Consider the following 23,958-nt stretch of genomic DNA (forward strand, 5'->3'; position numbering starts at 1 on the left):
CTCTGCCATGCACAAATCTTGTGTTAACCAAAGATCCCCTGTGGGAGCGGGCTTTGCCCGCGATGAGGCCAGCACAGCCAACATCACCGTCGCCTGACACCCCGCCTTCGCGAGCAGGCTCGCTCCCACATTTGGATCTCTGCCATGCACAAATCTTGTGTTTACCAGAGATCCCTGTGGGAGCGGGCTTGCCCGCGAAGAGGCCAGCACAGCCAACACCACCGTCGCCTGACACCCCGCCTTCGCGAGCAGGCTCGCTCCCACATTTGGATCTCTGCCATGCACAAATCTTGTGTTTACCAGAGATCCCTGTGGGAGCGGGCTTGCCCGCGAAGAGGCCGGCACAGCCAACATCCCTGCCGACTGATACTCCGCCTTCGCGAGCAAGCCCGCTCCCACATTTGGATCTCTGCCATGCACAAATCTTGTGTTTACCAGAGATCCCTGTGGGAGCGGGCTTGCCCGCGATGAGGCCAGCACAGCCAACACCACCGTCGCCTGACACCCGGCCTTCGCGAGCAGGCCCACATCTGGCACCCACAACCAACCACATGGCACACACGCACACCTGCCCCGCCACACCCCCGGCGTAGTATCGAAGCCGACCTCTGGGGCACAACCCGCTCCAAAGTGCCCTGCAATGCAACGCTGAACCCCTCCACATCTCACTAAAACAATAAATCGGCCTTCGGGTCGCGGGAGATTTCTGTGCTCAAGAAAAGTGCGCTGGGCTGGCCAAAGATTGCCGGCCTCGGAATTGCGTTGGTGGTGGCCGGGCAGTTTTCCGGCTGGAACTTCGGGCTGGCGGCCGGTGGCTGGCTGAACATGTTGATCGCCACGTTGTTGATGGCCCTGCTCTGCGGCGGCCTGGCCTTGTGCGTGGCGGAACTGTCCACGGCGTTGCCCAGCGCTGGCGGCGTGTTCGTGTATGCGCAAAGTGCGTTCGGGCCGTTCGTGGGGTATCTGGTCGGCGTTGCCTGTGCCTTGGCGCTGACCATCGGCACCGGTGCGGCAGCGACCTTCATTTGCGCCTACACCGAATCGATTTTCGGCCTCGGTGGCTGGCCGGTGAAGACCGCGCTGTTCGCGGTGATCATCGGCATCCACATGCGCGGCGTCGGTGAGGCCATGGGCCTGACCTTCATTGCCGGCGTGATCGCCGTGGTCGCCCTGCTCACCTTTGGCGTGGCCATGGCGCCCCATGTCGAACTGGCCAACTTGCTGAAACTGCCCGCCAACGTCGTCACCCCGGTCAGCCTCGGCGGCATCTTCGCCTGCGTACCCTTCGCGATCTGGTTGTTCATCACGGTCGAGCAAACTGGTTCGGCAGCCGAAGAGGCGCACAACCCCGGCCGCACCATGCCACGGGGCATTCTGGCAGCGATCGGCACCTTGCTGGTGACGGCGCTGGTGGTGCTGGTCTGCGCACCCGGTGCCGGTGGCGTCGAGCTGGTCGGTTCGGCAGGTGATCCGTTGTACGCCGCGATGTCCAGCAGCAGCGCCTTCGGTGACGGCTCCTGGCTGGCCAAGGTGATTGGCTGCGGCGCGGTGTTCGGCCTGATCGCTACCTTCTTTTCACTGGTGTTCGCCGCGTCCCGGCAGTTGTTCGCCATGGCCCGCGACGGCTTGTTCCCGCAATGGCTGGGCAAGACCGGCAAACGCGGCACACCCTGGCCGGCGCTGTTGCTGATCGGCGCCATCGGCCTGCCGCTGTCCGAAGTGGACCCGGCCACGGTGATGCTCGCGGTCGTGTTGCTGCTCAACGTTGGCTACCTGTTCATCTTCGCCGCGTACCTGCGCATCAAGACCCGCCAGCCTGACCTGCCACGGCCCTTCACTTTGCCCGGCGGCAAACTGGTTGCCTGGCTGGGCCTGGCCCTGACGCTGGTGGTGATCGCCGCCTGCTTCCAGCTCGACCTGCTGATGCTGATCGCCCTCGCCGTGACCTTCAGCCTGTGCATTTTCAACTACCTGCTGCGCAACCGTCGCGCCACTGTCATCGAGGTTCCGGACCATGCCTGAAAACACTCTGCTGCAACGCCGCCATCGCGTACTGGGCAGCGCCTCACCGCTGTTCTACGACAAACCCTTGCACCTGGTGCGCGGCGAAGGTGTCTGGCTGTTCGACGTCGACGGTCGTCGCTACCTCGACGTCTACAACAACGTGCCCTGTGTTGGTCACTGCAACCCTCACGTGACCGAGGCCATGCACCGCCAGGCCACCACGCTGAACATCCACACCCGCTACCTCGACGAGCAAGTGGTGCGCTACGCCGAACGCCTGACCGCGACCTTCGGCGAGCCGCTGGACACCGCGATGTTCACCTGCACCGGCAGCGAGGCCAATGAGCTGGCGCTGCGTCTGGCACGCTTTGCCAGTGGCGGCACCGGCATCATCGTCAGTGACTACAACTACCACGGCAACTCGGCGTCGCTGGCCCAAGTCACCACCGCCCTGCCCTCGCCGGAACCCTTCGCCGCCCATGCCCGCGCCGTGCCGATTCCGTGCCTGTACCACGCGCCGGCCGGCATCACCGAGGCGCAACTGGCCGAGCAATACGCGGCCAACATCGCCGCCGCGATTGCCTCGATGCAGGCCCAGGGCATTCGCCCGGCCGCGCTGCTGATCGACACCCTGTTCGCCAACGAAGGCCTGCCACGGGTGCCGGCCAGCTTCGTCAACAAGGCCGCCGCGCTGATCCGCGCTGCCGGCGGTCTGTTCATCGCCGACGAAGTGCAGTCCGGCTTCGGCCGTACCGGTGACCACCTATGGGGGCATCAGGCCCACGGCGTGGTGCCGGACATCGTCACCCTCGGCAAACCCATGGGTAACGGCTATCCACTGGCCGGCTTGATCACCCACAAGGCCCTGGTCGAATCCTTCGGGCGCCATGCGATGTACTTCAACACCTTCGGTGGCTCGCCCGTGGCGGCGGCGGTCGGCATGGCGGTGCTGGACGTGATCGAGCAACAGCAACTGCTGAAAAACGCGCAAGACGTCGGCGCTTACGTGCAACAACGCCTGCAAGCGCTGGCCGCGAGGCACTCGATCATCGGCGACGTGCGCGGCAAGGGCCTGTTCTTCGCCATGGAACTGGTGCGCGACCACACCAGCAAGGAGCCGGCCGGCCTGGAGGCGCGCAAGGTGGTCAACGACATGCGCGAGAACGGCGTGCTGATCAGCAAGATCGGCGCCGGCGACAACATTCTGAAGCTACGGCCGCCGCTGGTGTTCGGCCGCGATCACGCCGACCTGTTTGTCGACACCCTGGACCACGCCCTGAGCGCGATTTGAGGCCCTGCCATGACTGAATTCCACACCCTGCCACACGACCAGCAAGTGGCCCGCCTGCACGAACTGGCGCGCCATGCCCTGCAACAGTGGGACGGCGAGTTCGCCAACATCGAACTGGTGAAGTTTCGCGAGAACGCGGTGTTCTCCGCCCACCGCCACGATGGTCAGCGGGTTGCCTTGCGCATCCACCGCAATGGCTATCACGGCGAAGCCGCGCTGCGTTCCGAGCTGCAATGGATGGAGGCACTGGCCGGCGCCGGCATCACCGTGCCGCAGATCATCCGTGCGCAGAATCAAAGCCACCTGGTCGAAGTCACCCATCAAGCCATCGGCGAGCCGCGCCACATCGACATGCTCGCCTGGCTGCCGGGCGCCACCGCCGGTACCTCGGAGAACGGGGTGCAGGCCGATACCGAAATCGATTTTCTGTTCCGTGAGGCCGGCGCGATTGCCGCGCGCATTCACCTGCATTCGGCGGATTGGCAGCAGCCGGACGAGTTTGTCCGGCACGCCTGGGATGAAGAAGGCCTGATCGGCGCCAACCCGTTCTGGGGACGTTTCTGGGAGCTGGAACAACTCAGCGATGAGCAGCGGAACCTGCTGCAACAGGCCCGGCGCACGGCGCGCAAGGACTTGCGCCAATACGGTCGGCACCTGGGCAACTTCGGCATGATCCACGCCGACCTGGTGCCCGAGAACCTGCTGATCGAAGGCCCGCGTTTGCGCCTGATCGACTTCGACGATGCCGGGTTTGGCTGGCACATGTTCGAGTTGGCCACCGCGCTGTACTTCTGCCTGGATGACCCGCGCTTTGATCAGATCAAGGCCGCGCTGCTCGACGGCTACCACGCGGTCAAGCCGCTGACCGAGGCGGATCGCAAGACCCTGGCGCTGTTCCTGATGCTGCGTGGCACCACGTACCTGGGTTGGATTCACACCCGCCAGGGCACGCCGACAGCGATTGAAATGGCACCGATGCTGATTGAGCGGGCTTGCTTGTTGGCTCGGGAATATTTGCAGGTCTGATACACCGCTATCGCGGGCAAGCCCGCCACTAAACCTGTGGGAGCGAGCTTGCTCGCGATGGTCTCAAGAACACCGCGCTTAGCCAGCAAGCACGCGTTTTCGTTAACGTCCATCGCGAGCAAGCTCGCTCCTACAACAGCAACAACGGGTTTGTCAGTTGTTTTTCGCGAGCCGGGTGTCGCCGCTGTCCCATCCGCCCCCCAGGGATTTGTAGATCGCCACAATGGCCCGGTACTGGTCGGTTTCACCCAGTGCCTGGGCATCCTCGGCGTTCAGGCGCTCGCGTTGTGCGTCGAGCAACACCAGGTAGTCCACCACCCCTTCCTTGTATTGGGTCGCCGCCAGGTCGGCCGCGGCACGGCTCGACTCGCTTTGCCGGATCAGCGACAGCAGGCGTTGCTGGCGCTTGCCGTAGTCGCTGAAGGCGTTTTCCGACTCCTCCAGGGCGAGCAGCACCTGTTGCTCATAGGTCGCCAATGCACCCTCGGCCTCGGCGTCTGCACCACGAATGCGCGCCCGCACGCTGCCCAGGTCAAACGCGGCCCAGGTGATGCTCGGGCCCAGGCTCCAGGCGCGGGCGGCGCTGGAGCCGATCTGCGAACCACGCCCCGCGATGAACCCCAGGAAGCCGCTCAAGCTCACCCGTGGAAACAGGTCGGCGGTGGCCACCCCGACATCCGCCGTTGAAGCCGCCAGTCGGCGCTCTGCCGCGCGCACATCCGGGCGCCGCTGCAACAGCTCACCGGGGTCGCCAACCGGCAACGCCTTGGCGATGGCCGGCAAGTCCTTCGGACTCAAGTCGATGCCCAGCGTGTCCGGGCGTTCACCCAGCAGCGTGGCGATGCGGTTTTTGTGGTGCACCTGCTCCGCCTGCAGTTGCGGCACGCTCGCCTCGACGGCCGCCAGGCGGGCATCGGCACGCACCACGTCGAGTTCATTGCCCACGCCCGCGTCACGCAGGCTCACCGTGACGCTGCGCGATTCGCTCTGGTTCTTGAGGTTGGCCAAGGCGATTTTTTCCCGCAGTTGCGCACCCCGCAGCTGACCATAGGCATCCACCAACTCGGCGATCATGCTCACCCGCAGTTGGTACAGGTCCGCCGCCGTGGCTTCTTCCCGGGCATCGCTGGATTCCAGTTCGCGCTGGATGCGCCCGAACAGATCGATCTCCCAGGCCATGTCCAGGCCCAGGTCGTAGCGATCGGTGTTGACCCGCTGCTCGGTCAGACCCGGCACCTGCGACTTGCCCTGCTGGCTGCTGACCCGGCTGGTGACCACCGGCAGGTTGTCGTTGCTGATGTCATCGCGGATCGCCCGGGCGGCTTTCCAGCGGGCGAAGGCCACGCGCAGATCGCGGTTGCCGTTGAGCGCTTTACCGACCAGCTGATTCAACGTGGGGTCATCGAATTGCTGCCACCACACCGATTCGAAACGTGTTTGATCGTAGTTGGCCCCTTGTGCCGAGACGACATGGGCAGGCGCCGTGTCCGGGGTCTTGTAATCCGGCCCGACGGTGCAGGCGGCCAGCGCGGTGACCAGCAGACTCGGTAAAAACAGCTTGAAAGCCTTCATCAGTGTGCCTCCGGATCGATGACCTTGAGCGAGTGAGCGCGGGCCGCCTGGCGCGCGGCTTTACGTTCGATGTAGCGACGGATAAGGACGTAGAACACCGGTGTCAGCAACAGACCGAAGAAGGTCACCCCGAGCATCCCGGAGAACACGGCAACCCCCATGGCCCGACGCATCTCGGAACCGGCGCCGGTGGACGTCACCAGCGGGATGACGCCCATGATGAACGCGAACGACGTCATCAGGATCGGGCGCAGGCGCTGGCGGCAGGCTTCGAGAACAGCGTCCAGCGGCGACAGGCCCTGGTCCTGTTTGTCCTTGGCGAATTCGACGATCAGGATCGCGTTCTTGCACGCCAGCCCCACCAGCACGATCAAGCCGATCTGGGTGAAGATGTTGTTGTCGCCCTTGGAGATGATCACCCCGGCAATCGCCGACAGCAGGGTCATCGGCACGATCAGGATCACCGCCAGCGGCAGGCTCCAGCTTTCATACAGGGCCGCCAGCACCAGGAACGCCAGCAGGACGCAGAGCGGGAACACCAGCAACGCGGTGTTGCCGGAGAGGATCTGCTGGTAGGTCAGGTCGGTCCACTCGTAGGTCATGCCGTTGGGCAGTTCTTGCTTCAACAGCTTTTCAATCGCCGCCTGCGCCTGGCCGGAACTGTAGCCCGGGGCCGCGCTGCCGTTGATTTCTGCAGTGACGAAACCGTTGTAGTGCGAGACCCGGTCCGGCCCCGACGTTGGGCTGACCTTGACGAAGGTGGCCAGTGGAATCATCTCTCCACGGTCGTTGCGCACCTTCAACTGACCGATCTGCTCCGGCTCCTGGCGGAACTGTTGCTCAGCCTGGACATTGACCTGATAGGTACGGCCAAAACGGTTGAAGTCGTTGGCATACAGCGACCCCAGGTACACCTGCAGCGTGTCGAAAATGTCGTTGATCGCCACGCCGTGGGTCTTGGCTTTTTCGCGATCGATGGCGGCTTCGACCTGGGGCACGTTCACCGTGTAGCTGGTGAACAGGTTGGCCAGTTCCGGCACGCTGCGGCTCTTGCCGATGATGTTCATGGTCTCTTTGTACAGCTCGTCGTAACCCAGGTTGCCGCGGTCTTCGATCTGCAGGCGGAAGCCGCCAATGGTGCCCAGGCCTTGAACCGGCGGCGGCGGGAACACCGCGATGTAGGCGTCTTGAATGCCACCGAACTTGGCGTTCAGCGAAGCGGAAATCGCTCCGGCGGACAGGCTCGGACTTTTGCGTTCATCGAAAGCGCTCAAGCCGATGAAGGCAATACCGGCGTTCGGGCTGTTGGTGAAACCGTTGATCGACAGGCCCGGGAAGGCCACGGCGCTGTCGAAGCCCGGTTCGTTCATGGCGATGGTACTCATGCGCCGGATCACCGACTCGGTGCGATCCAGGCTGGCCGCATCCGGCAGTTGCGCGAAGGTCACCAGGTACTTTTTGTCCTGGGTCGGCACGAACCCGGTCGGCGTGGTGCTGAAGCCCATGTAGGTCAGGGCGATCAGGCCGGCATAGACCAGCAACGCCACGCTGCTGCCACGGATGACCTTGGACACGGTCCCGACATACCCGTTGCCGGCCTTTTCGAACAGCCGGTTGAAGGGCTTGAACAGCCAGCCACCGAACAGGCGATCCAGAATCCTCGAAAAGCGGTCCTTGGGTGCGCTGTGGGACTTGAGCAAAACCGCCGCCAATGCCGGCGACAAGGTCAGCGAGTTGAACGCAGAGATCACCGTGGAGATCGCGATCGTCAGGGCGAACTGTTTGTAGAACTGCCCCGTCAGGCCGGAAATAAACGCCGCCGGGACGAACACCGCGCACAGCACCAATGCCGTGGCGATGATCGGGCCGGTCACCTCGCCCATGGCTTTTTGCGTCGCTTCGACCGGATCAAGCCCCGTCTCGATATTGCGCTCGACGTTCTCCACCACGACGATCGCATCGTCGACCACGATGCCGATCGCCAATACCAGGCCGAACAGCGACAAGGCGTTGAGCGAAAAACCGAACAGGTGCATCACGGCAAAGGTGCCGATCAACGACACCGGTACGGCGACCAGTGGAATGATCGAGGCGCGCCAGGTTTGCAGGAACAGGATCACCACCAGCACCACGAGGATCAGCGCTTCGAACAAGGTGTGAACCACCGCCTCGATCGAGCTGCGCACGAAGATGGTCGGGTCGTAGACGATCTCGTAGTCCATGCCCTCCGGGAAGCTCTTCTTCAGCTCGGCCATCTTCGTCCGCACCTGGTCGGAAACGTCGATGGCATTGGAACCCGGGCGCTGGAAGATCGGCATCGCCACCGCTTCCTGGTTGTTGAGCAAGGCGCGCAAGGCGTACTGGTTGGAGCCGAGTTCAATCCGCGCAATGTCCTTGAGACGGGTGATTTCGCCGTCCGGACCACTGCGGACGATCACGTTTTCGAACTCCTCCTCGGTAACCAGGCGCCCCTGCGAGTTGATCGACATCTGGAAGCTGGTGGCGTTGGGCGCAGGCGGTGAACCCAGTTGGCCGGCCGCCACTTGTCGGTTCTGTTCACGCACCGCATTGACCACGTCGGTGGCGGTCAGGTTGCGTGACGCGGTCTTGTTCGGGTCGAGCCAGATGCGCAGCGAGTAGTCGCCGATACCGAACATCTTCACGTCACCGATTCCGTTCAGGCGCGACAGCTCATCCTTGACGTTGAGGATCGCGTAGTTGGACAAGTAGAGCATGTCGTAGCGCTTGTCCGGCGAGGTCAGGTGCACCACCATCGTCAGCTCGGGCGACGCCTTGTCCACGGTGATACCGATGCGCGTCACTTCCTCCGGCAGTTTCGGTTCGGTGCGGGTCACGCGGTTCTGCACCTGTACCTGGGCGTTGTCCAGATCGGTGCCCAGGGCGAAGGTCACGGTGAGCGTGAGTCGACCATCGGCCGTCGACTGCGAAGACATGTACAGCATGTTCTCCACACCGGTGATGGCTTGCTCCAGGGGCGCGGCCACGGTTTCACCGATAACCTTGGGGTTGGCCCCCGGATAGTTGGCGTGAACGACGACAGTGGGTGGCACCACTTCCGGGTACTCGCTGATCGGCAACTGGAACAGCGCGATGGCGCCGGCAATCAGGATCAGCAGCGAGAGCACGGCGGCAAAGATCGGCCGCGTGATAAAGAACCGGGAGAACTTCATGGCAGTGTTCCTTTATCCGCGAGGCGAAACGGCGGCATCGGTTTTCACCAGCGCCGGTGACGGAGCGACGGGCTGATTACCCGCCTCGACGGCCTGCCGCTGACGGGCCAGGTTGGCGACGGTTTGCGCATCGGCCATCGGCGCGTCCTGAGGCGCGACCACCGCGCCGGGACGGACCCGTTGCAGGCCGTTGATGACGATCCGGTCTTCTTTTTGCAAACCGCTGCGCACGATGCGCAAGCCTTCGAGCTTCGGCCCCAGATCGACGCTGCGGTACACGGCCTTGTTGTCCTGGTCGATCACCAGCACGAATCGCTTGCCAAGGTCGGTGCCCACGGCCTCGTCCTTGATCAGCAGGCCGGCATAGGCCGCGCTGCCCACCAGTTTCAATCGGGCATACAGGCCCGGGGTGTATTGACCGTCGGCGTTGTCGAACACTGCGCGGCCACGGATGGTGCCGGTCTTGGGATTGACCTGGTTGTCGACGAAGTTCATCTGCCCCAGATGGCTATTGCCCTCCTCGTTCGACAAGCCCATGTACACCGGCGTGGACTGACTGCGCCGGCCTTCACGGGAGAGCTGGCCGTACTTGAGGAACAGGCGTTCGTCGGCGTCGAAATAGGCGTAGACCTTGTCGGTGGAGACCACGCTGGTCAGCGCCGAGGTGTCGGCGGTGACGATGTTGCCGGCGGTGATTTCGGCACGGCTGACCCGGCCGCTGATCGGCGCAGTGACGCGGGTGAAGCTCAGGTTCAGGCGCGCCAGATCCAGCTGCGCCTGAACCGAATCGACACCGGCCTTGGCTTCCTGGGCCGTGGTGCTGCGCGTGTCGGCCAGTTCCGCAGAAATGGCATTGCTGCTCAACAGGCGCTGGCCGCGTTGCGCTTCGTTGGCGCTTCGAACCAGCGCGGCGCGAGCCTGTTGCAACTGCGCTTCGAGGCGGTGCACTTCGTGTTCGAACGGACGTGGATCGATCTGGAACAGCAGATCCCCTTTCTTGACCGACTCGCCATCGGTGAAGGCGACACGATCGATCTGCCCCGAAACCCGCGGACGAACCACGACGGTTTCCGGCGCTTCCAGACGGGCGGTGACTTCGTCCCATTCGGTAATGGGTTGCTCAAGCACTTTGGCGACGGTGACAGAAGGCGCACCCGGCGCCTTGGCGGCATCGGGTGCGTGACCGCAGGCCGTGATGGCCGCCAGGGTCAGGGCAGCAAGGGGATAACGCAAAGGTTTGAGTGACTGTTCCATGGGGGTGTCCGCCAGACGGTTTAAGGGTTGGAGAATTCTCGGCCGCACAAGGGGCAGCGACGAATCGAATGGAGTGAACTTGGGTATCACTATTAATGATGGCTATCATGTATAAGCACAAAAAAAAGGTATTCACGCAATACGGGGAAACTGTAGGAGCCAGCTTGCTGGCGATGAACGCCAGTGCGCCGCGTTTATCCAGTTCACCCGCGTTATCGTTAACGACCATCGCTGGCAGGCCAGCTCCCACAGGGGACCGCGTCCGCGTCGTTTTTCACGCAATACCTGTAGGAGCCAGCTTGCTGGCGATGGACTCCAGTGCGCCGCGTTCATCCAGTTCGCCCGCGTAATCGTTAACGACCATCGCTGGCAAGCCAGCTCCCACAGGGGGCCCTGCCCACGCTGAAACGTAGGAGCCAGCCTGCTGGCGATGGACTCCAGTGCGCCGCGTTTATCCAGTTCGCCCGCGTTATCGTTAACGACCATCGCTGGCAGGCCAGCTCCTACAGGGGACCGTGCCCACGATGAAACTGTGGGAGCCAGCCTGCTGGCGATGGACTCCAGTGCGCCGCGTTCATCCAGTTCGCCCGCGTTATCGTTAACGACCATCGCTGGCAGGCCAGCTCCTACAGAGGACCGTGTTTATCCAGTTCACCCGCGTTATCGTTAACGACCATCGCTGGCAGGCCAGCTCCTACAGGGGACCGTGTTCATCCAGTTCACCCGCGTTATCGTTGACGACCATCGCTGGATCCAAATCAGTGAAGGCCCCTATGAATCAGCAGGTTTTTTCATTACAACCCGTCAGACTGACGGCGAAACAAATGGAGTCCAGTGCCGGCCCGAGCGTTTGCGCCACCTGCAAGGCTCGGGTGGTTGGTTCCATTTTGTGGCCAATGCGTTTAAACAGGGGGTCGTTGAACAGTGTGCGCAGACGAGCCAATGCGCCGCTGACCGCCGGTTGGCCAAGGGACAGTCTTTGCGCGGCCCGAGTGACGTTGCGCTCCTGAATGAGCGCCTCGAATACCACCAGCAGATTGAGGTCGATATTGCGCAGATCATTACGTTTCATGGGTCAGCACCTGTGAGGTGTTTTTCCTGCAAGGCCATTGCCGCGAATTTATATTACGACCATCATTAATACCAGCCCTTCAGCAAAAAATTGCCATGGCGCCCATCGCAAGACAGGACTCCACTCATGAAAGTGACGAAAGACAAGGCAGCCGCCAACAAGGAAGCGATCCTCGGCGCAGCCTCGAGGATGTACCGGGAAAAAGGCATCGACGGAATCGGGATCGGCGAACTGTCCCGCTCTGTGGGCCTGACCCACGGCGGCTTTTACGGACAGTTCCCCGGTGGCAAGGAGCAGTTGGCGTCGGAGGCCGTGAGCCGTACGTTCGAAACCAACATCGACGATTGGCGAGCGGCCAAATCCATCCCCGAACTGCTCAAGAGGTACTTGAGCCAAAGCCACATGAACAACTGGACCGAAGGCTGCCCGATCCCTGCCCTGGCGGCCGATGTCGCGCGCAACGGCGGTGCCGTCAGCCACTCGTTCACCCAAGGCGTGCAGACCCTGATCGAAACGCTGATGCCATTGGTCGACGGCGAAACCGATGATGAAAAGCACCAGGAAGCCTTGCGCATCCTGTCATCGATTACCGGGGCGATACTGATCGCCAGAGCCCTGGACAACCCGCGATTGTCGCAGCAGTTCCTGCAATCGGTGATCGATGCCTGGTCTGTCGGTGCTGAACAACAGTAGAAAGGCTTGCCGCGACCGGGTCCCTGCAGGTCGCGGCAAGTTCAGGCCTTTTGATTACGCCAGATCGAAGCGATCCAGGTTCATCACTTTGGTCCACGCAGCCACGAAATCCTTGACGAATTTCTGCTGCGCATCGGCGCTGGCATAGACTTCGGCCAGCGCACGCAACTGCGCGTTCGAACCGAAGACCAGGTCAACCCGGGTGCCCGTCCACTTCACCGCACCGGTTTTGCGATCACGCCCTTCAAACTCCTGCTGGGCATCCGACACCGGTTTCCACTCCACGCCCATGTCCAGCAGGTTGGTGAAGAAGTCATTGGTCAGCGCTTCCGGCCGTTGGGTGAACACACCGTGTTTGCTCTGGCCGACGTTGGTGTTCAACACCCGCAGGCCACCCAGCAGTACCGTCATTTCCGGCGCGCTGAGCGTCAGCAGTTGTGCCTTGTCGATCAGCAAGGATTCGGCCGGCACGCGGTACTGGGTTTTCAGGTAGTTACGGAAGCCGTCGGCAATCGGTTCAAGGAAACCGAAGGACTCGACATCGGTCTGTTCCTGGCTGGCGTCCGTGCGGCCTGGGCTGAACGGCACCGTCACACTGTGGCCGGCGTTTTTCGCCGCCTGTTCGACACCCGCGCCGCCGGCGAGCACGATCAGGTCGGCCAGGGAGATTTTCTTGCCGCCGCTGTTGAACTCCTTCTGGATGCCTTCCAGTTTGGCCAGCACGTTGGCCAGTTGCTCCGGCTGGTTAGCCGGCCAGGACTTCTGTGGCGCCAGGCGCAGGCGCCCGCCGTTGGCACCGCCGCGTTTGTCGGAGCCACGGAAGCTGGACGCGGCGGCCCACGCCGTCGATACCAGCTGCGACACCGACAGGCCGGACGCCAGCACCTTGCTTTTCAGGCCTGCCACATCGCTGTCATTCACCAGCGGATGATCGACGGCAGGGATCGGGTCTTGCCACAGCAGTTCCTCGCCGGGCATTTCCGGACCGAGGTAGCGCGAGAGCGGGCCCATGTCCCGGTGAATGAGTTTGTACCAGGCGCGCGCGAAGGCATCGGCCAGTTGATCGGGGTTGGCCAGGAAGCGCCGGGCGATCGGTTCGTAGATCGGGTCGAAACGCAGGGCCAGGTCCGAGGTCAGCATGGTCGGATCACGACGTTTGGACGGATCAAAGGCATCCGGAATGATCCCGGCACCGGCACCGTTCTTCGGTTTCCACTGATGGGCGCCGGCCGGGCTCTTGGTCAGTTCCCAGTCGAAACCGAACAGGTTTTCCAGGTAGTTGTTGCTCCATTTGGTTGGCGTGGTGGTCCAGGTCACTTCCAGGCCGCTGGTGATGGTATCGGCCCCTTTACCGGTGCCGAATGTGCTCTTCCAGCCCAGGCCTTGCAGCTCCAGGCCGGCAGCTTCCGGTTCCGCCCCGACGTTGTCGGCAGGCCCGGCGCCGTGGGTCTTGCCGAAGGCGTGGCCACCGGCGATCAACGCCACGGTTTCCTCGTCGTTCATCGCCATGCGGCCGAAGGTTTCGCGGATGTCCTTGGCCGAGGCAACCGGGTCCGGTTCGCCTTCGGGGCCTTCCGGGTTCACATAGATCAGGCCCATCTGCACTGCGGCGAGGGGGTTTTCCAGATTGCGGCCATTTTCGGTACGGCTGTCCTCGTTTCTGCCCGGCTCAGCCACCAAGGGCACATCGCCGGGTTTCTGCACCGGTTTGTCTTCTTTGCCGTAACGCGAGTCACCGCCCAGCCATTTGCTTTCAGAACCCCAGTAAACGTCTTCGTCCGGTTCCCAGACATCCGCGCGACCACCGGAAAAACCAAACGTCTTGAAGCCCATGGACTCCAGGGCGACGTTGCCGGTGAGGACGATCAGGTCGGCCCAGGAGATTTTGTTGCCGTACTTTTGCTTGATCGGCCAGAGCAGCCGGCGGGCCTTGTCGAGGCTGACGTTGTCCGGCCAGCTGTTGAGCGGTGCAAAGCGTTGTTGGCCGGAACCGGCCCCGCCCCGGCCGTCACCGGTGCGATAGGTGCCTGCGGCGTGCCAGGACATGCGGATGAAGAGAGGCCCATAGTGACCGAAGTCCGCCGGCCACCAGTCCTGGGAGTCGGTCATCAGCGCAGTCAGATCATTTTTCAGCGCCTGGAAGTCAAGGCTCTTGAAGGCTTCGGCGTAGTTGAAGTCGCCCCCCAACGGGTCAGACTTGGGCGAGTGTTGACTCAGGATCTTCAGGTTCAGTTGGTTCGGCCACCAGTCGCGGTTCGTCGTGCCACCGCCAGCGGCGTGATTGAACGGGCATTTCGATTCAGTTGACATGGCATCTCCTCTTGATTTTGTTTTCAGCTAACCACCCTTGAGCGTGGATCCGGATCACCGATTGATGAAATAGCTTTTCGGTATGGGATCCATAGCCTTGAGGCTATGACAGCCCCGCGATCAGTCGCTCCAGACCATCCATTAAAGTACCGGTCGGGGAAACTGTCGCTTCATCCGGTGGAGATAGCTGATAAACAGCGCAAATCAGTCACGCGATGCAAGATCATCAACACCTGCCACAATGGATTAATACCATTTGCTACAAGGACGTGGGCGACAGGAAGGATTGTTTGCCGCGAGAGGTTGCGCCATGTACCTCAAAGCCATTGTCATCTGGGTATTGCTGGCGATCATCGTTGTCGCCGTGCTCGCTCGCCTGGTGCATAACGCCAAGGTCGCCGACCGGGCACTCAAGATCGCCAAGCCGGATCATCAGCCTCACGGGCGAAAGAATGACAAGGCCCCATGACTGACCCGGGGCAACAGGGACGGCGACAATCCGGATCGCCGCGCGGCCTCCATCTCTCGGGACTTTGCTCCAGACAAAATAAAAACCGGCCTTTCAGCCGGTTTTTTATTGTTCACTCAACAGCACTTGGGTCCGGCTTTACTGCCGTAACGGGCCTCCTGGCGCTCGCGGAAGAACGCCTCGTAGTCCATCACCGGTTTGTCCGGGTGCTTGGTCTGCATGTGCTCGACATAGTTGTCGTAGTCGGGCATGCCGACCATCAGGCGCGCGGCCTGACCGAGGTATTTACCCAGGCGACTCAGGTCATTGAACATGCTGCCCTCCTCGCCTATGCATTCGGCAGCGCCTGGAATGGCGCTTCTTTATCCGTACGCTCCTTGCTGCCCCAGGCGGCGATACCGACCTTGAGTGCGAAGAACAGGATGCTGAACACCACGAACAGGAACAGCGCGGTCAGCGTGGCGTTGGTGTAGGCGTTGAAGATCACGTGCTGCATCTGCTCGATGCTCTTGGCCGGGGCCAGTACCTGACCATTGGCCAGGGCATCGCTGTACTTCTTCGCCAGGGCGAGGAAGCCGATCGCCGGGTTGGCATCGAACAGCTTGATGAAACCGGCGGTGGTGGTGCAAATCAGCAACCACACAGCCGGCAGCAAGGTGACCCAGGCATAACGCTGGCGCTTCATCTTGATCAGCACCACGGTGCCGAGCATCAGCGCAATACCGGCCAGCATCTGGTTGGAGATGCCGAACAGCGGCCACAAGGTGTTGATGCCGCCCAGCGGATCGATCACGCCCTGGTACAGCAGATAACCCCACATGGCGACGCAACCGGCGGTGGCGATCAGGTTGGCGGTCCAGGACTCGGTGCGGCGCAGGGCCGGCACGAACGAGCCGAGCAGGTCCTGGAGCATGAAGCGCCCGGCACGGGTACCGGCGTCGACCGCGGTCAGGATGAACAGCGCTTCGAACAGGATCGCGAAGTGGTACCAGAACGCCATGGTGTTCTCGCCCGGCAACAGCTGGTGCAGGATCTGCGCAATCCCCACCGCCAGGGTCGGCGCACCGCCGGCACGGGCCAGGATGGTGGTTTCCCCGATGTCATGGGCCACCGCTTGCAACGCTTCCGGCGTGATCGCAAAGCCCCAGCTGCTGACGGTTTGCGCAACGGCCACCGCATCGGCGCCCACCACGGCCGCCGGGCTGTTCATGGCGAAGTACACGCCCGGATCGATCACCGAAGCCGCGACCATCGCCATGATGGCCACGAAGGATTCCATCAGCATGCCGCCGTAACCGATGTAACGGGCATGCCCCTCATTGGCGAGCAACTTCGGCGTGGTGCCGGAAGCGATCAGCGCATGGAAACCCGACACCGCGCCACAGGCGATGGTGATGAACAGGAACGGGAACAGACCGCCCTTCCAGACCGGGCCGGTGCCGTCGATGAACTGGGTCAGGGCCGGCATTTTCAGCTCGGGCATGGTCACCAGGATACCGATGGCCAAAGCCACGATGGTGCCGATTTTCAGGAAGGTCGACAGGTAGTCACGGGGTGCCAGGATCAGCCACACCGGCAACACCGCGGCAACGAAACCGTAGCCGATCAGCATCCAGGTGATCTGGATACCGGTAAAGGTAAAGGCCTTGGCCCACACCGGATCCGCGGCAATCTGCCCGCCGAGCCAGATCGAACCGAGCAGCAACAGCACGCCGATCACCGAGATCTCACCGATGCGACCCGGGCGGATGTAGCGCATGTAGATGCCCATGAACATCGCGATCGGGATGGTCGCCATCACCGTGAAAATCCCCCACGGGCTCTCGGCCAGGGCCTTGACCACGATCAGCGCCAGCACCGCGAGGATGATGATCATGATCAGGAAGCAGCCGAACAGCGCGATGGTGCCGGGGATGCGGCCCATTTCTTCACGGACCATGTCGCCCAGGGAGCGGCCGTTGCGGCGGGTGGACATGAACAGGACCATGAAGTCCTGCACGGCACCGGCCAGCACCACGCCGGCGATCAGCCACAGGGTACCGGGCAGGTAACCCATCTGCGCCGCCAGTACCGGCCCGACCAGCGGCCCCGCTCCGGCAATGGCCGCGAAGTGGTGACCGAACAGCACGTGTTTGTTGGTCGGCACATAGTCCAGACCGTCGTTATTGAGCACAGCCGGCGTGGCGCGAGTAGGATCGAGCTGCATCACTTTGTTGGCGATGAACAGGCTGTAGTAGCGGTAGGCAACGAGGTAGATGGCGACGGCTGCGACTACGATCCACAGGGCGTTGATCGCTTCGCCGCGGCGCAGGGCCACGACACTCAGCGCAATCGCTCCCAGGACAGCCACGGCAAACCAGGCGAGGTGTTTAGCCAGACGGGGCATAGCGTGTCTCCTGCCGACAGCCAGTGACTGCGGCGGTAATTTTTATAATTGTGTCCGCGGTGCGGAGCTGGCCCAATATCTGCGCATGCCGTCCACAAATAAATCCGCGTTACTACGTACATGGCGTCTACGTAGTTCTACGTAGAACACGCCAATCAAATGTGGGAGCGAGCTTGCTCGCGATGGCGGACTGTCTGCCACATCACTACTGAATGTACCGCCTTCATCGCGAGCAAGCTCGCTCCCACAGGGGATGTGGGTTGACCACCGGATCCGGGGCCACCTCCCACAGGTTCTGCATTTCAATTAAGTGGCATCACGGCCGACAGTCATTCCGTCCAGCAACGCTACTGGCCGAACGCCTCTTTGGCATATGATCCCCAGCCTTCGCGCGGGCAGGAGTCAACATGCAGCTCAAACACAAGATCGTCGCCCTCGGGATTCTGCCGCTGGTGCTGGCCATTGCCGTCATCTGCGCGCTGGTGATTTCCCTCAACCGCCAATTGGGCGATCAACAGGCGCAACTGATCGAAGACAGCATTCTGGCGAGCAAGCGTGCGGAACTGAAAAACTACGTGGAAATGGCCCAGAGCCTGATCGCCCCGCTGTACGACGACGGCCATGGCGACGCCCGCGCCCAGCAGCAAGTGCTGGAAGAACTGCGCAAGCTCAGCTTCGGCATCAACGGCTACTTCTTCGTCTACGACCACGAAGGCCGCAGCCTGATGCATGCGCGCCAGTCGGACCTGGTGGGCCAGTACCTGTGGGACATGAAGGATCCCCACGGCCTGCCGGTGATTCAGGCGTTGCTCAAAAGCGCGCAATCCGGTGAAGGCTTCCAACGCTACGCCTGGAACAAGCCCTCCTCCGGCCAGGTGACCGACAAGCTCGCCTACGTGGTGATGCTTGACCGCTGGGGCTGGATGCTCGGCACCGGCATCTACCTCGAAGACGTCGAGCGCGCCACCCAGCAGGCACGTGCCGAAGTGGCCATGGGCATCCGCAAGACCATGATGGCGATTGCCGTGGTCGCACTGGTCGCGGTGCTGTTCGTCTTCGCCACCGGCATGACCCTCAACGTCAGCGAGCATCGCCTGGCGGACAAGAAACTGCAGCGCCTGACCCAACGCATCGTCAGCCTGCAGGAAGAGGAGCGATCCCGGGTGTCCCGCGAGTTGCACGACGGCGTCAGCCAGGTGTTGGTCTCGATCAAGTTCCAGTTCGAACTGGCCTGCCACCTGCTGGAAAGCGGACAAGCCCGGGACAAGGGCCTGAACACCCTGAGGGACGCCACCGAACGCCTGGGCGATGCCATCGGTGAAGTGCGCAGCCTCTCCCATGACCTGCGCTCATCCTTGCTCGACACCCTCGGCCTGCCGGCGGCCATCGGCCAATTGGCGGCGGAATTCGAGCAGCGCAGCGGGCTGACCGTGACCTATGACGAAAATGAATTCGACTGCCAACTGGTCGACGGCGCGGCGGTGTCGCTGTTCCGCATCGTCCAGGAAGGCCTGACCAATATCGAACGCCACGCCCAGGCGAAGCACGTGTCCATTACACTGCGCGGCTGCGACGAGTCCGTGCGGCTGACGCTGGTCGATGACGGCATCGGTTTCAACGTCGCCCAGGTCGAACGTCGTCAGGCCGGCATTGGCTTGCGTAACATCCGCGAACGCGTCGAACATTATGGCGGGCGCTTCGACTTGATCTCGATGCCGGGCAGAAGCGAGCTGGACGTACGACTGCCGATGAAGCCTGGCGCAAAACACTGAGCCGGCCCCACCACTACAAGAGTGAATAGCTGCGATGAACCTGCCCTCCCCGATCCGCATCGCCCTGGTCGACGATCACTCCCTGGTGCGCGACGGCATCAAGGCACTGCTGGCCGTGATGTCGCCCCTGGAAGTGGTCGGCGAAGCGGAAAACGGCGCCGACGCCATCGACATGGTCGGGCGCTGCCAGCCGGACCTGCTGCTGGTCGATATCAGCCTGCCGGACATGAACGGCCTGGAACTGACCCGCGTGCTGCGCAGCCAGTACCCATCGCTCAAGGTGCTGGTGCTGAGCATGTACGACAATTACGAATACGTCAGTGAATCGGTGCGCTCCGGCGCCAGCGGCTACGTGCTGAAAAACGCCCCGTCACGGGAAATCATCGCCGCCATCGAAGCCATCACCAGCGGCGGGACCTTCTACAGCGCCGACATCGCACAGCGGCTGATCGCCGACAGGAACTCCGACAACGAACTGACCCCGAGGGAAAGCCAGGTGCTGTCGAAGATGGCGCAAGGGCTGAACAACAAGGAAATGGCCCGGGAACTGGACATCAGCGTGCGCACGGTGGAGACACACCGCCTGAGCATCCGGCGCAAGCTCAACATCGACAAACCGGCGGCGCTGGTCAAATACGCCATCGACCACGGCCTCATATCCCGCTAACCCCGCCCCCCGTGGCCACTGCAAAAACCTGTGGGAGCGAGCCTGCTCGCGAAGGCGTCGGCATTGCCAGCAATCTTGTCGACTGACACACCGCCTTCGTCGAAACGCCGCCCGGAGCAAGCCCGCTCCCCACCATTGACTGCATCAATAGTCACCATCAACTCAATGAAGTTCTCATAAAAAATCCACGGCGTAACATCTGCTCCATACCAACCCATAAGCACCCCGGAGCACACGATCATGAAACGCCAGACCCTCCTCAGCATCGCTTTCTCGGTTTTCGCAGTTAACGCTTTCGCCGCAACTTCTGCTCAACCTGTGGTCGCTGAAGGCGGCTCGGATCGTCTGATTGAAAGCCGTGTGGCTGAAGGTGGTTCCGATCGCCTGATCGAAAACCGCGTCGCCGCCGATGGTTCCCACAAGTTGATGGAGAACCGCGTGGCTGAAGGTGGCTCTGACAAACTGCTGCAGAACCGCGTTGCTGAAGGTGGTTCTGACAAACTGCTGCAGAACCGCATCGCCGAAGGTGGCTCCGACAAGCTGCTGCAGAACCGCGTTGCTGAAGGTGGCTCCGACAAACTGCTGCAGAACCGCGTTGCTGAAGGTGGCTCTGACAAACTGCTGCAGAACCGCGTTGCTGAAGGTGGCTCTGACAAACTGCTGCAGAACCGCGTTGCTGAAGGTGGCTCCGACAAACTGCTGCAGAACCGCGTTGCTGAAGGTGGTTCGGATCGTCTGATCCAGAATCGTGCGGCATAACTAATCGCCGCACCACAACGCCCAACAAAAAACCCGGCCTGATCAGCCGGGTTTTTTCATGGTTTTTTGGGGGGCGTTGACTGGCTTGGAGGTCACTTCATTTTCTACGTGGGCACGGTCCCTTGTGGGAGCTGGCTTGCCAGCGATGGTCGTCAACGATAACGCGGGTGACCTGGATGAACGCGGCGCACTGGAGTCCATCGCCAGCAGGCTGGCTCCTACAGTTTCAGCGTGGGCACGGTCCTTTGTGGGAGCTGGCCTGCCAGCGATGGTCGTTAACGATAACGCGTGTGAACCGGATAAACGCGGTGCACTGGAGTCCATCGCCAGCAAGCTGGCTCCTACAGTTTCAGCGTGGGCATGGTCCCCTGTGGGAGCTGGCTTGCCAGCGATGGTCGTTAACGATAACGCGGGTGAACTGGATAAACGCGGCGCACTGCAGTCCATCGCCAGCAAGCTGGCTCCTACAGGTACTGCGTTGACACCTGAAACCACCCGCACAAAGAACAAAAAGGAATTAACAAATAAAAATTAAGTATTTATCGTTATAAAAGTAGAAGCGTACTCTCCAGTCATCCCGTCATTCATCACCACAGTGAAGTGCCCCATGAATCCGACTGACAACCTCATCGACTTCGCCAGCTACCGCAAACGCAAACAAGCTCAGCAACGGGCACGGGCCATGTGGGAGATGTACGCACGCAACGCCGGACTTCAGGCATTCCAGTGGGTTCAGGCGTCTCGGTCTACCGAGACACGTCAGGCGTGAACGCGCACGAACCCTCGCGCTTTCTGATTAGCGCAGACGAGCCTGTGCTGGACCTGAACAATCCGGATGCCCCTGAAGAGGACCCAATCTGCGAACGGGTAGCACAAAACCTGCTGCGCCTGCGGGGCAAGCGCCATCTGTCCCTCGATGCCCTGGCCCGACAGTGCGGCGTGAGCCGTGCCATGCTCGCGCAAATCGAATCGGGGCGCAGCGTGCCGTCCATCAAGGTGCTGTGCAAAATCGCCAAAGGCTTGAAGGTATCGGTGGCTGCGTTTCTGGAGCATCGGGCCTTCGAAGGTGTGGCCGTGCTGTCGGCGAGCCAGAGCAAACGCCTGGTCAGTGCCAACGGCGCTTTTGTCAGCCGCGCCCTGTTCCCCTTTGACGTGGCGCGCCAATCGGAATTCTACGAACTGCGCCTGAGCCCATTGGGAGAGGACCATTCGCAGGGCCATGGCCCAGGCGTCCAGGAAAACCTGGTGGTGGCGCAGGGTGTGCTGGAAATCAGCGTCAACGACGAGCGTTACCTGCTGTCCACGGGGGACTCGATCCTGTTTTATGCCGACCAGCCCCACCGCTATCGCAACCCCGCCGACAGTGAAGCGGTGGCTTATCTTGTAGTGACCTACCCCGAACGCCTGGACTGAAACGACCTTGTGGGAGCGAGCTTGCTCGCGATGGGCTCAAGGCTGACGCGTTTTTTCAGAAAACCCGCGTCATCGTTGACGTCCATCGCGAGCAAGCTCGCTCCTACAGTTACAGGTACATCGCAGGGATCAGCAGGTGCAGCACATCAGCGGCATGCCGTTGCAGCTCATCATCATCGGCATTCCGCAGTCGTTCATCATTTTCATCATCAGCGCGCAGCAGTTTTTCATCATGTCCATGTTCATGCCGGCCATCGGCATGATTTTGCACATCATGCCGTCAGCCATCATGGTGCATTCCATCACGCACTTCATCGACGGCATCGGCATGCCCATCATCGGCATTGGCATCATCATGTTCATCATCGGCATGGCCATGCTCGCCTGGGACATGCACATCATGCTCATGTTGCCGCAGTGCATCATCATCGGCATGCCGCAGTTCATCATCATCTGCATCATTTCAGCGCTGTTCTTGAACATGGCCATGTCCATGCCAGCGGCCGGCATCATCTTGCACATCATGCCGTCGTCCATCATGTCGCAGGACATGGTCGCCATCATCATCGGCATGCCCATCATCGGCATCATTGGCATGGTGGCGTTCATCGGCATTTGCATCTGCATGGCATTCATCATGGTGTTGCTCCCTGAAGGACTGGATAGTTGGGCGAAGCTGATGGAGGCCGATTCTAGGGAATCGGCCGAGCGCAACAAGCTGACGATCGAACAGCTAAAGTCGATGTCGGGGCAGGCTTAACGAGGCAGGCAGGACGATTGTTTCTGCTGTGACGAACAATCGGATTCGATCACGGACAAGGTAAAAGCCATGACGCGGATTAATCGGTTATGGATATGCAGATTGCATCTATATAAATAGCGGAAAGAAATAATCGATCTAACCGGAGTGACAATCTTTCTCTCCAGGTTAATGATTGAGTCGCAGGCAAAAACGCGACTTCACGGATTGTCAGAAGCTCTACCACCGCGCCACAAAAAACCGGCCTGATCAGCCGGTTTTTTTTGTATTGCTCAGGCCCTGGAATTCTCAGGCCAGGCTCTCGACAGTCTCACCGCTGCTTGCCCGTTGAGCATCCAGCAGCACATCCAGCGTCGTGAGGAGCAGGTCATGACTCATGATGCCGGTGCACACCGTTGATAGAATCTGATTCCCCGCCTCGTCTTTCAGAGTGACCTTCTCACTCCAGGCGTTCAAATTGACTGAAGCAAGGGCCGACACCGGGACTTTACGTCCGTCAACTTCCAGAAACTCGCGTATCACGTAAAGCACGATGCCTGCACGGTAATAACCCAGGCTGTATTTCTCGGCGCTATCAACGGCTGTCTGGGTATTTATCTTCTCCATAGTCATATAAAAATACATCTACTTCCGAAACAAAAAAACACCATTTCAATACAACCTCTGCACACCTCACAGCCCCTTCAACAACTCCGAGCAACTTCCTTAAAAGCGAGCCCTCTTAGGCCTAGTGACTCTACAGCGTCCTTGAAAACCTGACTGACATATAGCACTTGCGGATTTTCAGGAATGCGAAAAATTTCACCCATGTAACTCTCTGGAACTTTTAACACCGCGTTATAAACGACGTAACCACCCTCCCCCTTATCATAATCGGATTGATCAATATCAAATGCATTTGATAGAAGCTCGGCAATGAATATTGCGACATCCCCTGCGCGTGGCCCGAGCAGCTTAACCCTAGGAAAAACCTGCAAAAAATCAAGCGCATCATATGCTGTTTCCGAGACAACCAAGATCGGCCTGAAAAAAGTAAAAAAATCAGAACGTGCCGGCTTATTTTTATCATCACTATTATAGACGACACAAAAAGCCTGTCTTTCAGACTCTAAAATCACTTCACCATATGCCAGCTTTGTAGCGAATCCCAGCAGACTTTCCACCTGATCCGCATCGATCAATGTTTTGTATTTATCATCTTGCGTTATTGAATAAACCTTCATAACCACCCAACCTTTTAGTTGACCAACGCAATCAGGCGAATCACCGGGGTGTACTCATTGCGGATGTATTAACACACTAGACGTCCTAACGAATGT

General features: G+C 60.9%; 21 protein-coding genes. 11 read left to right on the top strand and 10 right to left on the bottom strand.

The window, feature by feature from the left end; genetic code table 11:
* The first annotated feature begins 708 nt into the window (after positions 1-708).
* Genes KW838_RS03285 through KW838_RS03295 form a run of 3 tightly spaced genes read left to right on the top strand, consistent with a single transcriptional unit; the run spans position 709 to position 4,321 of the window.
* Entirely contained in the window at positions 709-2,022 is a 1,314-nt protein-coding gene (locus KW838_RS03285) for an amino acid permease (RefSeq protein ID WP_102702219.1), read from the top strand.
* Positions 2,015-3,295, top strand: coding sequence for an aspartate aminotransferase family protein (locus KW838_RS03290; protein WP_218500379.1), 1,281 nt, complete (start codon positions 2,015-2,017; stop codon positions 3,293-3,295). Before KW838_RS03285 ends, KW838_RS03290 begins: the two co-directional genes overlap by 8 nt.
* Before the next feature lie 9 nt (positions 3,296-3,304).
* Positions 3,305-4,321 (top strand): phosphotransferase enzyme family protein, encoded by a 1,017-nt coding sequence (locus tag KW838_RS03295; RefSeq protein ID WP_218500380.1) that lies wholly within the window; start codon positions 3,305-3,307, stop codon positions 4,319-4,321.
* A 153-nt stretch (positions 4,322-4,474) separates the two neighbouring features.
* On the opposite strand, the gene KW838_RS03300 is transcribed toward KW838_RS03295, so the two are convergent.
* The 4 genes from KW838_RS03300 to KW838_RS03315 all read right to left on the bottom strand — a co-directional run bounded on the left by KW838_RS03300 (position 4,475) and on the right by KW838_RS03315 (position 11,410).
* Positions 4,475-5,893: an efflux transporter outer membrane subunit gene (locus KW838_RS03300; protein WP_218500381.1), complete on the bottom strand. Its 1,419-nt coding sequence runs from the start codon at positions 5,891-5,893 to the stop codon at positions 4,475-4,477.
* The gene (locus KW838_RS03305; RefSeq protein WP_218500382.1) at positions 5,893-9,084 is read right to left on the bottom strand and encodes an efflux RND transporter permease subunit; all 3,192 of its coding nucleotides are present in this window, start codon (positions 9,082-9,084) and stop codon (positions 5,893-5,895) included. Before KW838_RS03305 ends, KW838_RS03300 begins: the two co-directional genes overlap by 1 nt.
* Before the next feature lie 12 nt (positions 9,085-9,096).
* Positions 9,097-10,338 (bottom strand): multidrug efflux RND transporter periplasmic adaptor subunit MexE, encoded by a 1,242-nt coding sequence (gene mexE / locus KW838_RS03310; RefSeq protein WP_218500383.1) that lies wholly within the window; start codon positions 10,336-10,338, stop codon positions 9,097-9,099.
* Positions 10,339-11,116: 778 nt separating this feature from the next.
* Complete coding sequence (locus tag KW838_RS03315) at positions 11,117-11,410, bottom strand: LysR family transcriptional regulator (protein ID WP_218500384.1); 294 nt, start codon at positions 11,408-11,410, stop codon at positions 11,117-11,119.
* 126 nt (positions 11,411-11,536) lie between these two features.
* On the opposite strand from KW838_RS03315, the gene KW838_RS03320 reads away from it, so the two are divergent.
* Positions 11,537-12,103 carry a TetR/AcrR family transcriptional regulator gene (locus tag KW838_RS03320; protein ID WP_218500385.1) on the top strand — a complete coding sequence of 189 codons (567 nt, stop codon included), beginning with the start codon at positions 11,537-11,539 and terminating at the stop codon, positions 12,101-12,103.
* A gap of 54 nt (positions 12,104-12,157) precedes the next feature.
* On the opposite strand, the gene katG is transcribed toward KW838_RS03320, so the two are convergent.
* Positions 12,158-14,413: a catalase/peroxidase HPI gene (katG, locus tag KW838_RS03325; protein WP_102702208.1), complete on the bottom strand. Its 2,256-nt coding sequence runs from the start codon at positions 14,411-14,413 to the stop codon at positions 12,158-12,160.
* Positions 14,414-14,723: 310 nt separating this feature from the next.
* On the opposite strand from katG, the gene KW838_RS03330 reads away from it, so the two are divergent.
* A complete protein-coding gene (locus KW838_RS03330) occupies positions 14,724-14,882 on the top strand; it encodes a hypothetical protein (protein ID WP_165824794.1) in 159 nt (52 codons plus the stop codon).
* Positions 14,883-14,998: 116 nt separating this feature from the next.
* Here the strand turns inward: KW838_RS03330 and KW838_RS03335 are convergent, their stop codons facing one another.
* Together KW838_RS03335 and KW838_RS03340 are read right to left on the bottom strand one after the other, a co-directional pair.
* On the bottom strand, positions 14,999-15,196 hold the full coding sequence (locus KW838_RS03335) for a YbdD/YjiX family protein (RefSeq protein WP_007976534.1): 198 nt from the start codon (positions 15,194-15,196) through the stop codon (positions 14,999-15,001).
* A 14-nt stretch (positions 15,197-15,210) separates the two neighbouring features.
* The gene (locus KW838_RS03340; protein WP_102702207.1) at positions 15,211-17,268 is read right to left on the bottom strand and encodes a carbon starvation CstA family protein; all 2,058 of its coding nucleotides are present in this window, start codon (positions 17,266-17,268) and stop codon (positions 15,211-15,213) included.
* Between the two features lie 407 nt (positions 17,269-17,675).
* Here KW838_RS03340 and KW838_RS03345 point away from each other — a divergent pair, with 407 nt between their 5' ends.
* From KW838_RS03345 to KW838_RS03370, 6 genes are all read left to right on the top strand, one after another.
* Entirely contained in the window at positions 17,676-19,040 is a 1,365-nt protein-coding gene (locus KW838_RS03345) for a cache domain-containing protein (RefSeq protein ID WP_218500386.1), read from the top strand.
* A gap of 34 nt (positions 19,041-19,074) precedes the next feature.
* A complete protein-coding gene (locus KW838_RS03350; protein ID WP_102700963.1) occupies positions 19,075-19,707 on the top strand; it encodes a response regulator transcription factor in 633 nt (210 codons plus the stop codon).
* Positions 19,708-19,947: 240 nt separating this feature from the next.
* Complete coding sequence (locus KW838_RS03355; RefSeq protein WP_218500387.1) at positions 19,948-20,466, top strand: phage infection protein; 519 nt, start codon at positions 19,948-19,950, stop codon at positions 20,464-20,466.
* A 145-nt stretch (positions 20,467-20,611) separates the two neighbouring features.
* A complete protein-coding gene (locus tag KW838_RS03360; RefSeq protein ID WP_218500388.1) occupies positions 20,612-21,001 on the top strand; it encodes a hypothetical protein in 390 nt (129 codons plus the stop codon).
* Positions 21,002-21,073: 72 nt separating this feature from the next.
* Positions 21,074-21,235 (top strand): hypothetical protein, encoded by a 162-nt coding sequence (locus KW838_RS03365; protein ID WP_173900852.1) that lies wholly within the window; start codon positions 21,074-21,076, stop codon positions 21,233-21,235.
* A 53-nt stretch (positions 21,236-21,288) separates the two neighbouring features.
* Positions 21,289-21,879, top strand: coding sequence for a helix-turn-helix domain-containing protein (locus tag KW838_RS03370; RefSeq protein ID WP_162130295.1), 591 nt, complete (start codon positions 21,289-21,291; stop codon positions 21,877-21,879).
* 129 nt (positions 21,880-22,008) lie between these two features.
* Here KW838_RS03370 and KW838_RS03375 read toward each other — a convergent pair whose 3' ends face one another.
* The 3 genes from KW838_RS03375 to KW838_RS03385 all read right to left on the bottom strand — a co-directional run bounded on the left by KW838_RS03375 (position 22,009) and on the right by KW838_RS03385 (position 23,862).
* On the bottom strand, positions 22,009-22,518 hold the full coding sequence (locus tag KW838_RS03375; RefSeq protein ID WP_218500389.1) for a hypothetical protein: 510 nt from the start codon (positions 22,516-22,518) through the stop codon (positions 22,009-22,011).
* 409 nt (positions 22,519-22,927) lie between these two features.
* Positions 22,928-23,251, bottom strand: a complete 324-nt coding sequence (locus tag KW838_RS03380; RefSeq protein ID WP_256358702.1) for a hypothetical protein — start codon at positions 23,249-23,251, stop codon at positions 22,928-22,930.
* A 71-nt stretch (positions 23,252-23,322) separates the two neighbouring features.
* Positions 23,323-23,862 carry a double-CXXCG motif protein gene (locus KW838_RS03385; RefSeq protein WP_218500390.1) on the bottom strand — a complete coding sequence of 180 codons (540 nt, stop codon included), beginning with the start codon at positions 23,860-23,862 and terminating at the stop codon, positions 23,323-23,325.
* Positions 23,863-23,958: the final 96 nt, after the last annotated feature.

This window comes from Pseudomonas sp. PDM27 (assembly GCF_019219205.1).
Taxonomy (GTDB): domain Bacteria; phylum Pseudomonadota; class Gammaproteobacteria; order Pseudomonadales; family Pseudomonadaceae; genus Aquipseudomonas; species Aquipseudomonas laurylsulfatiphila.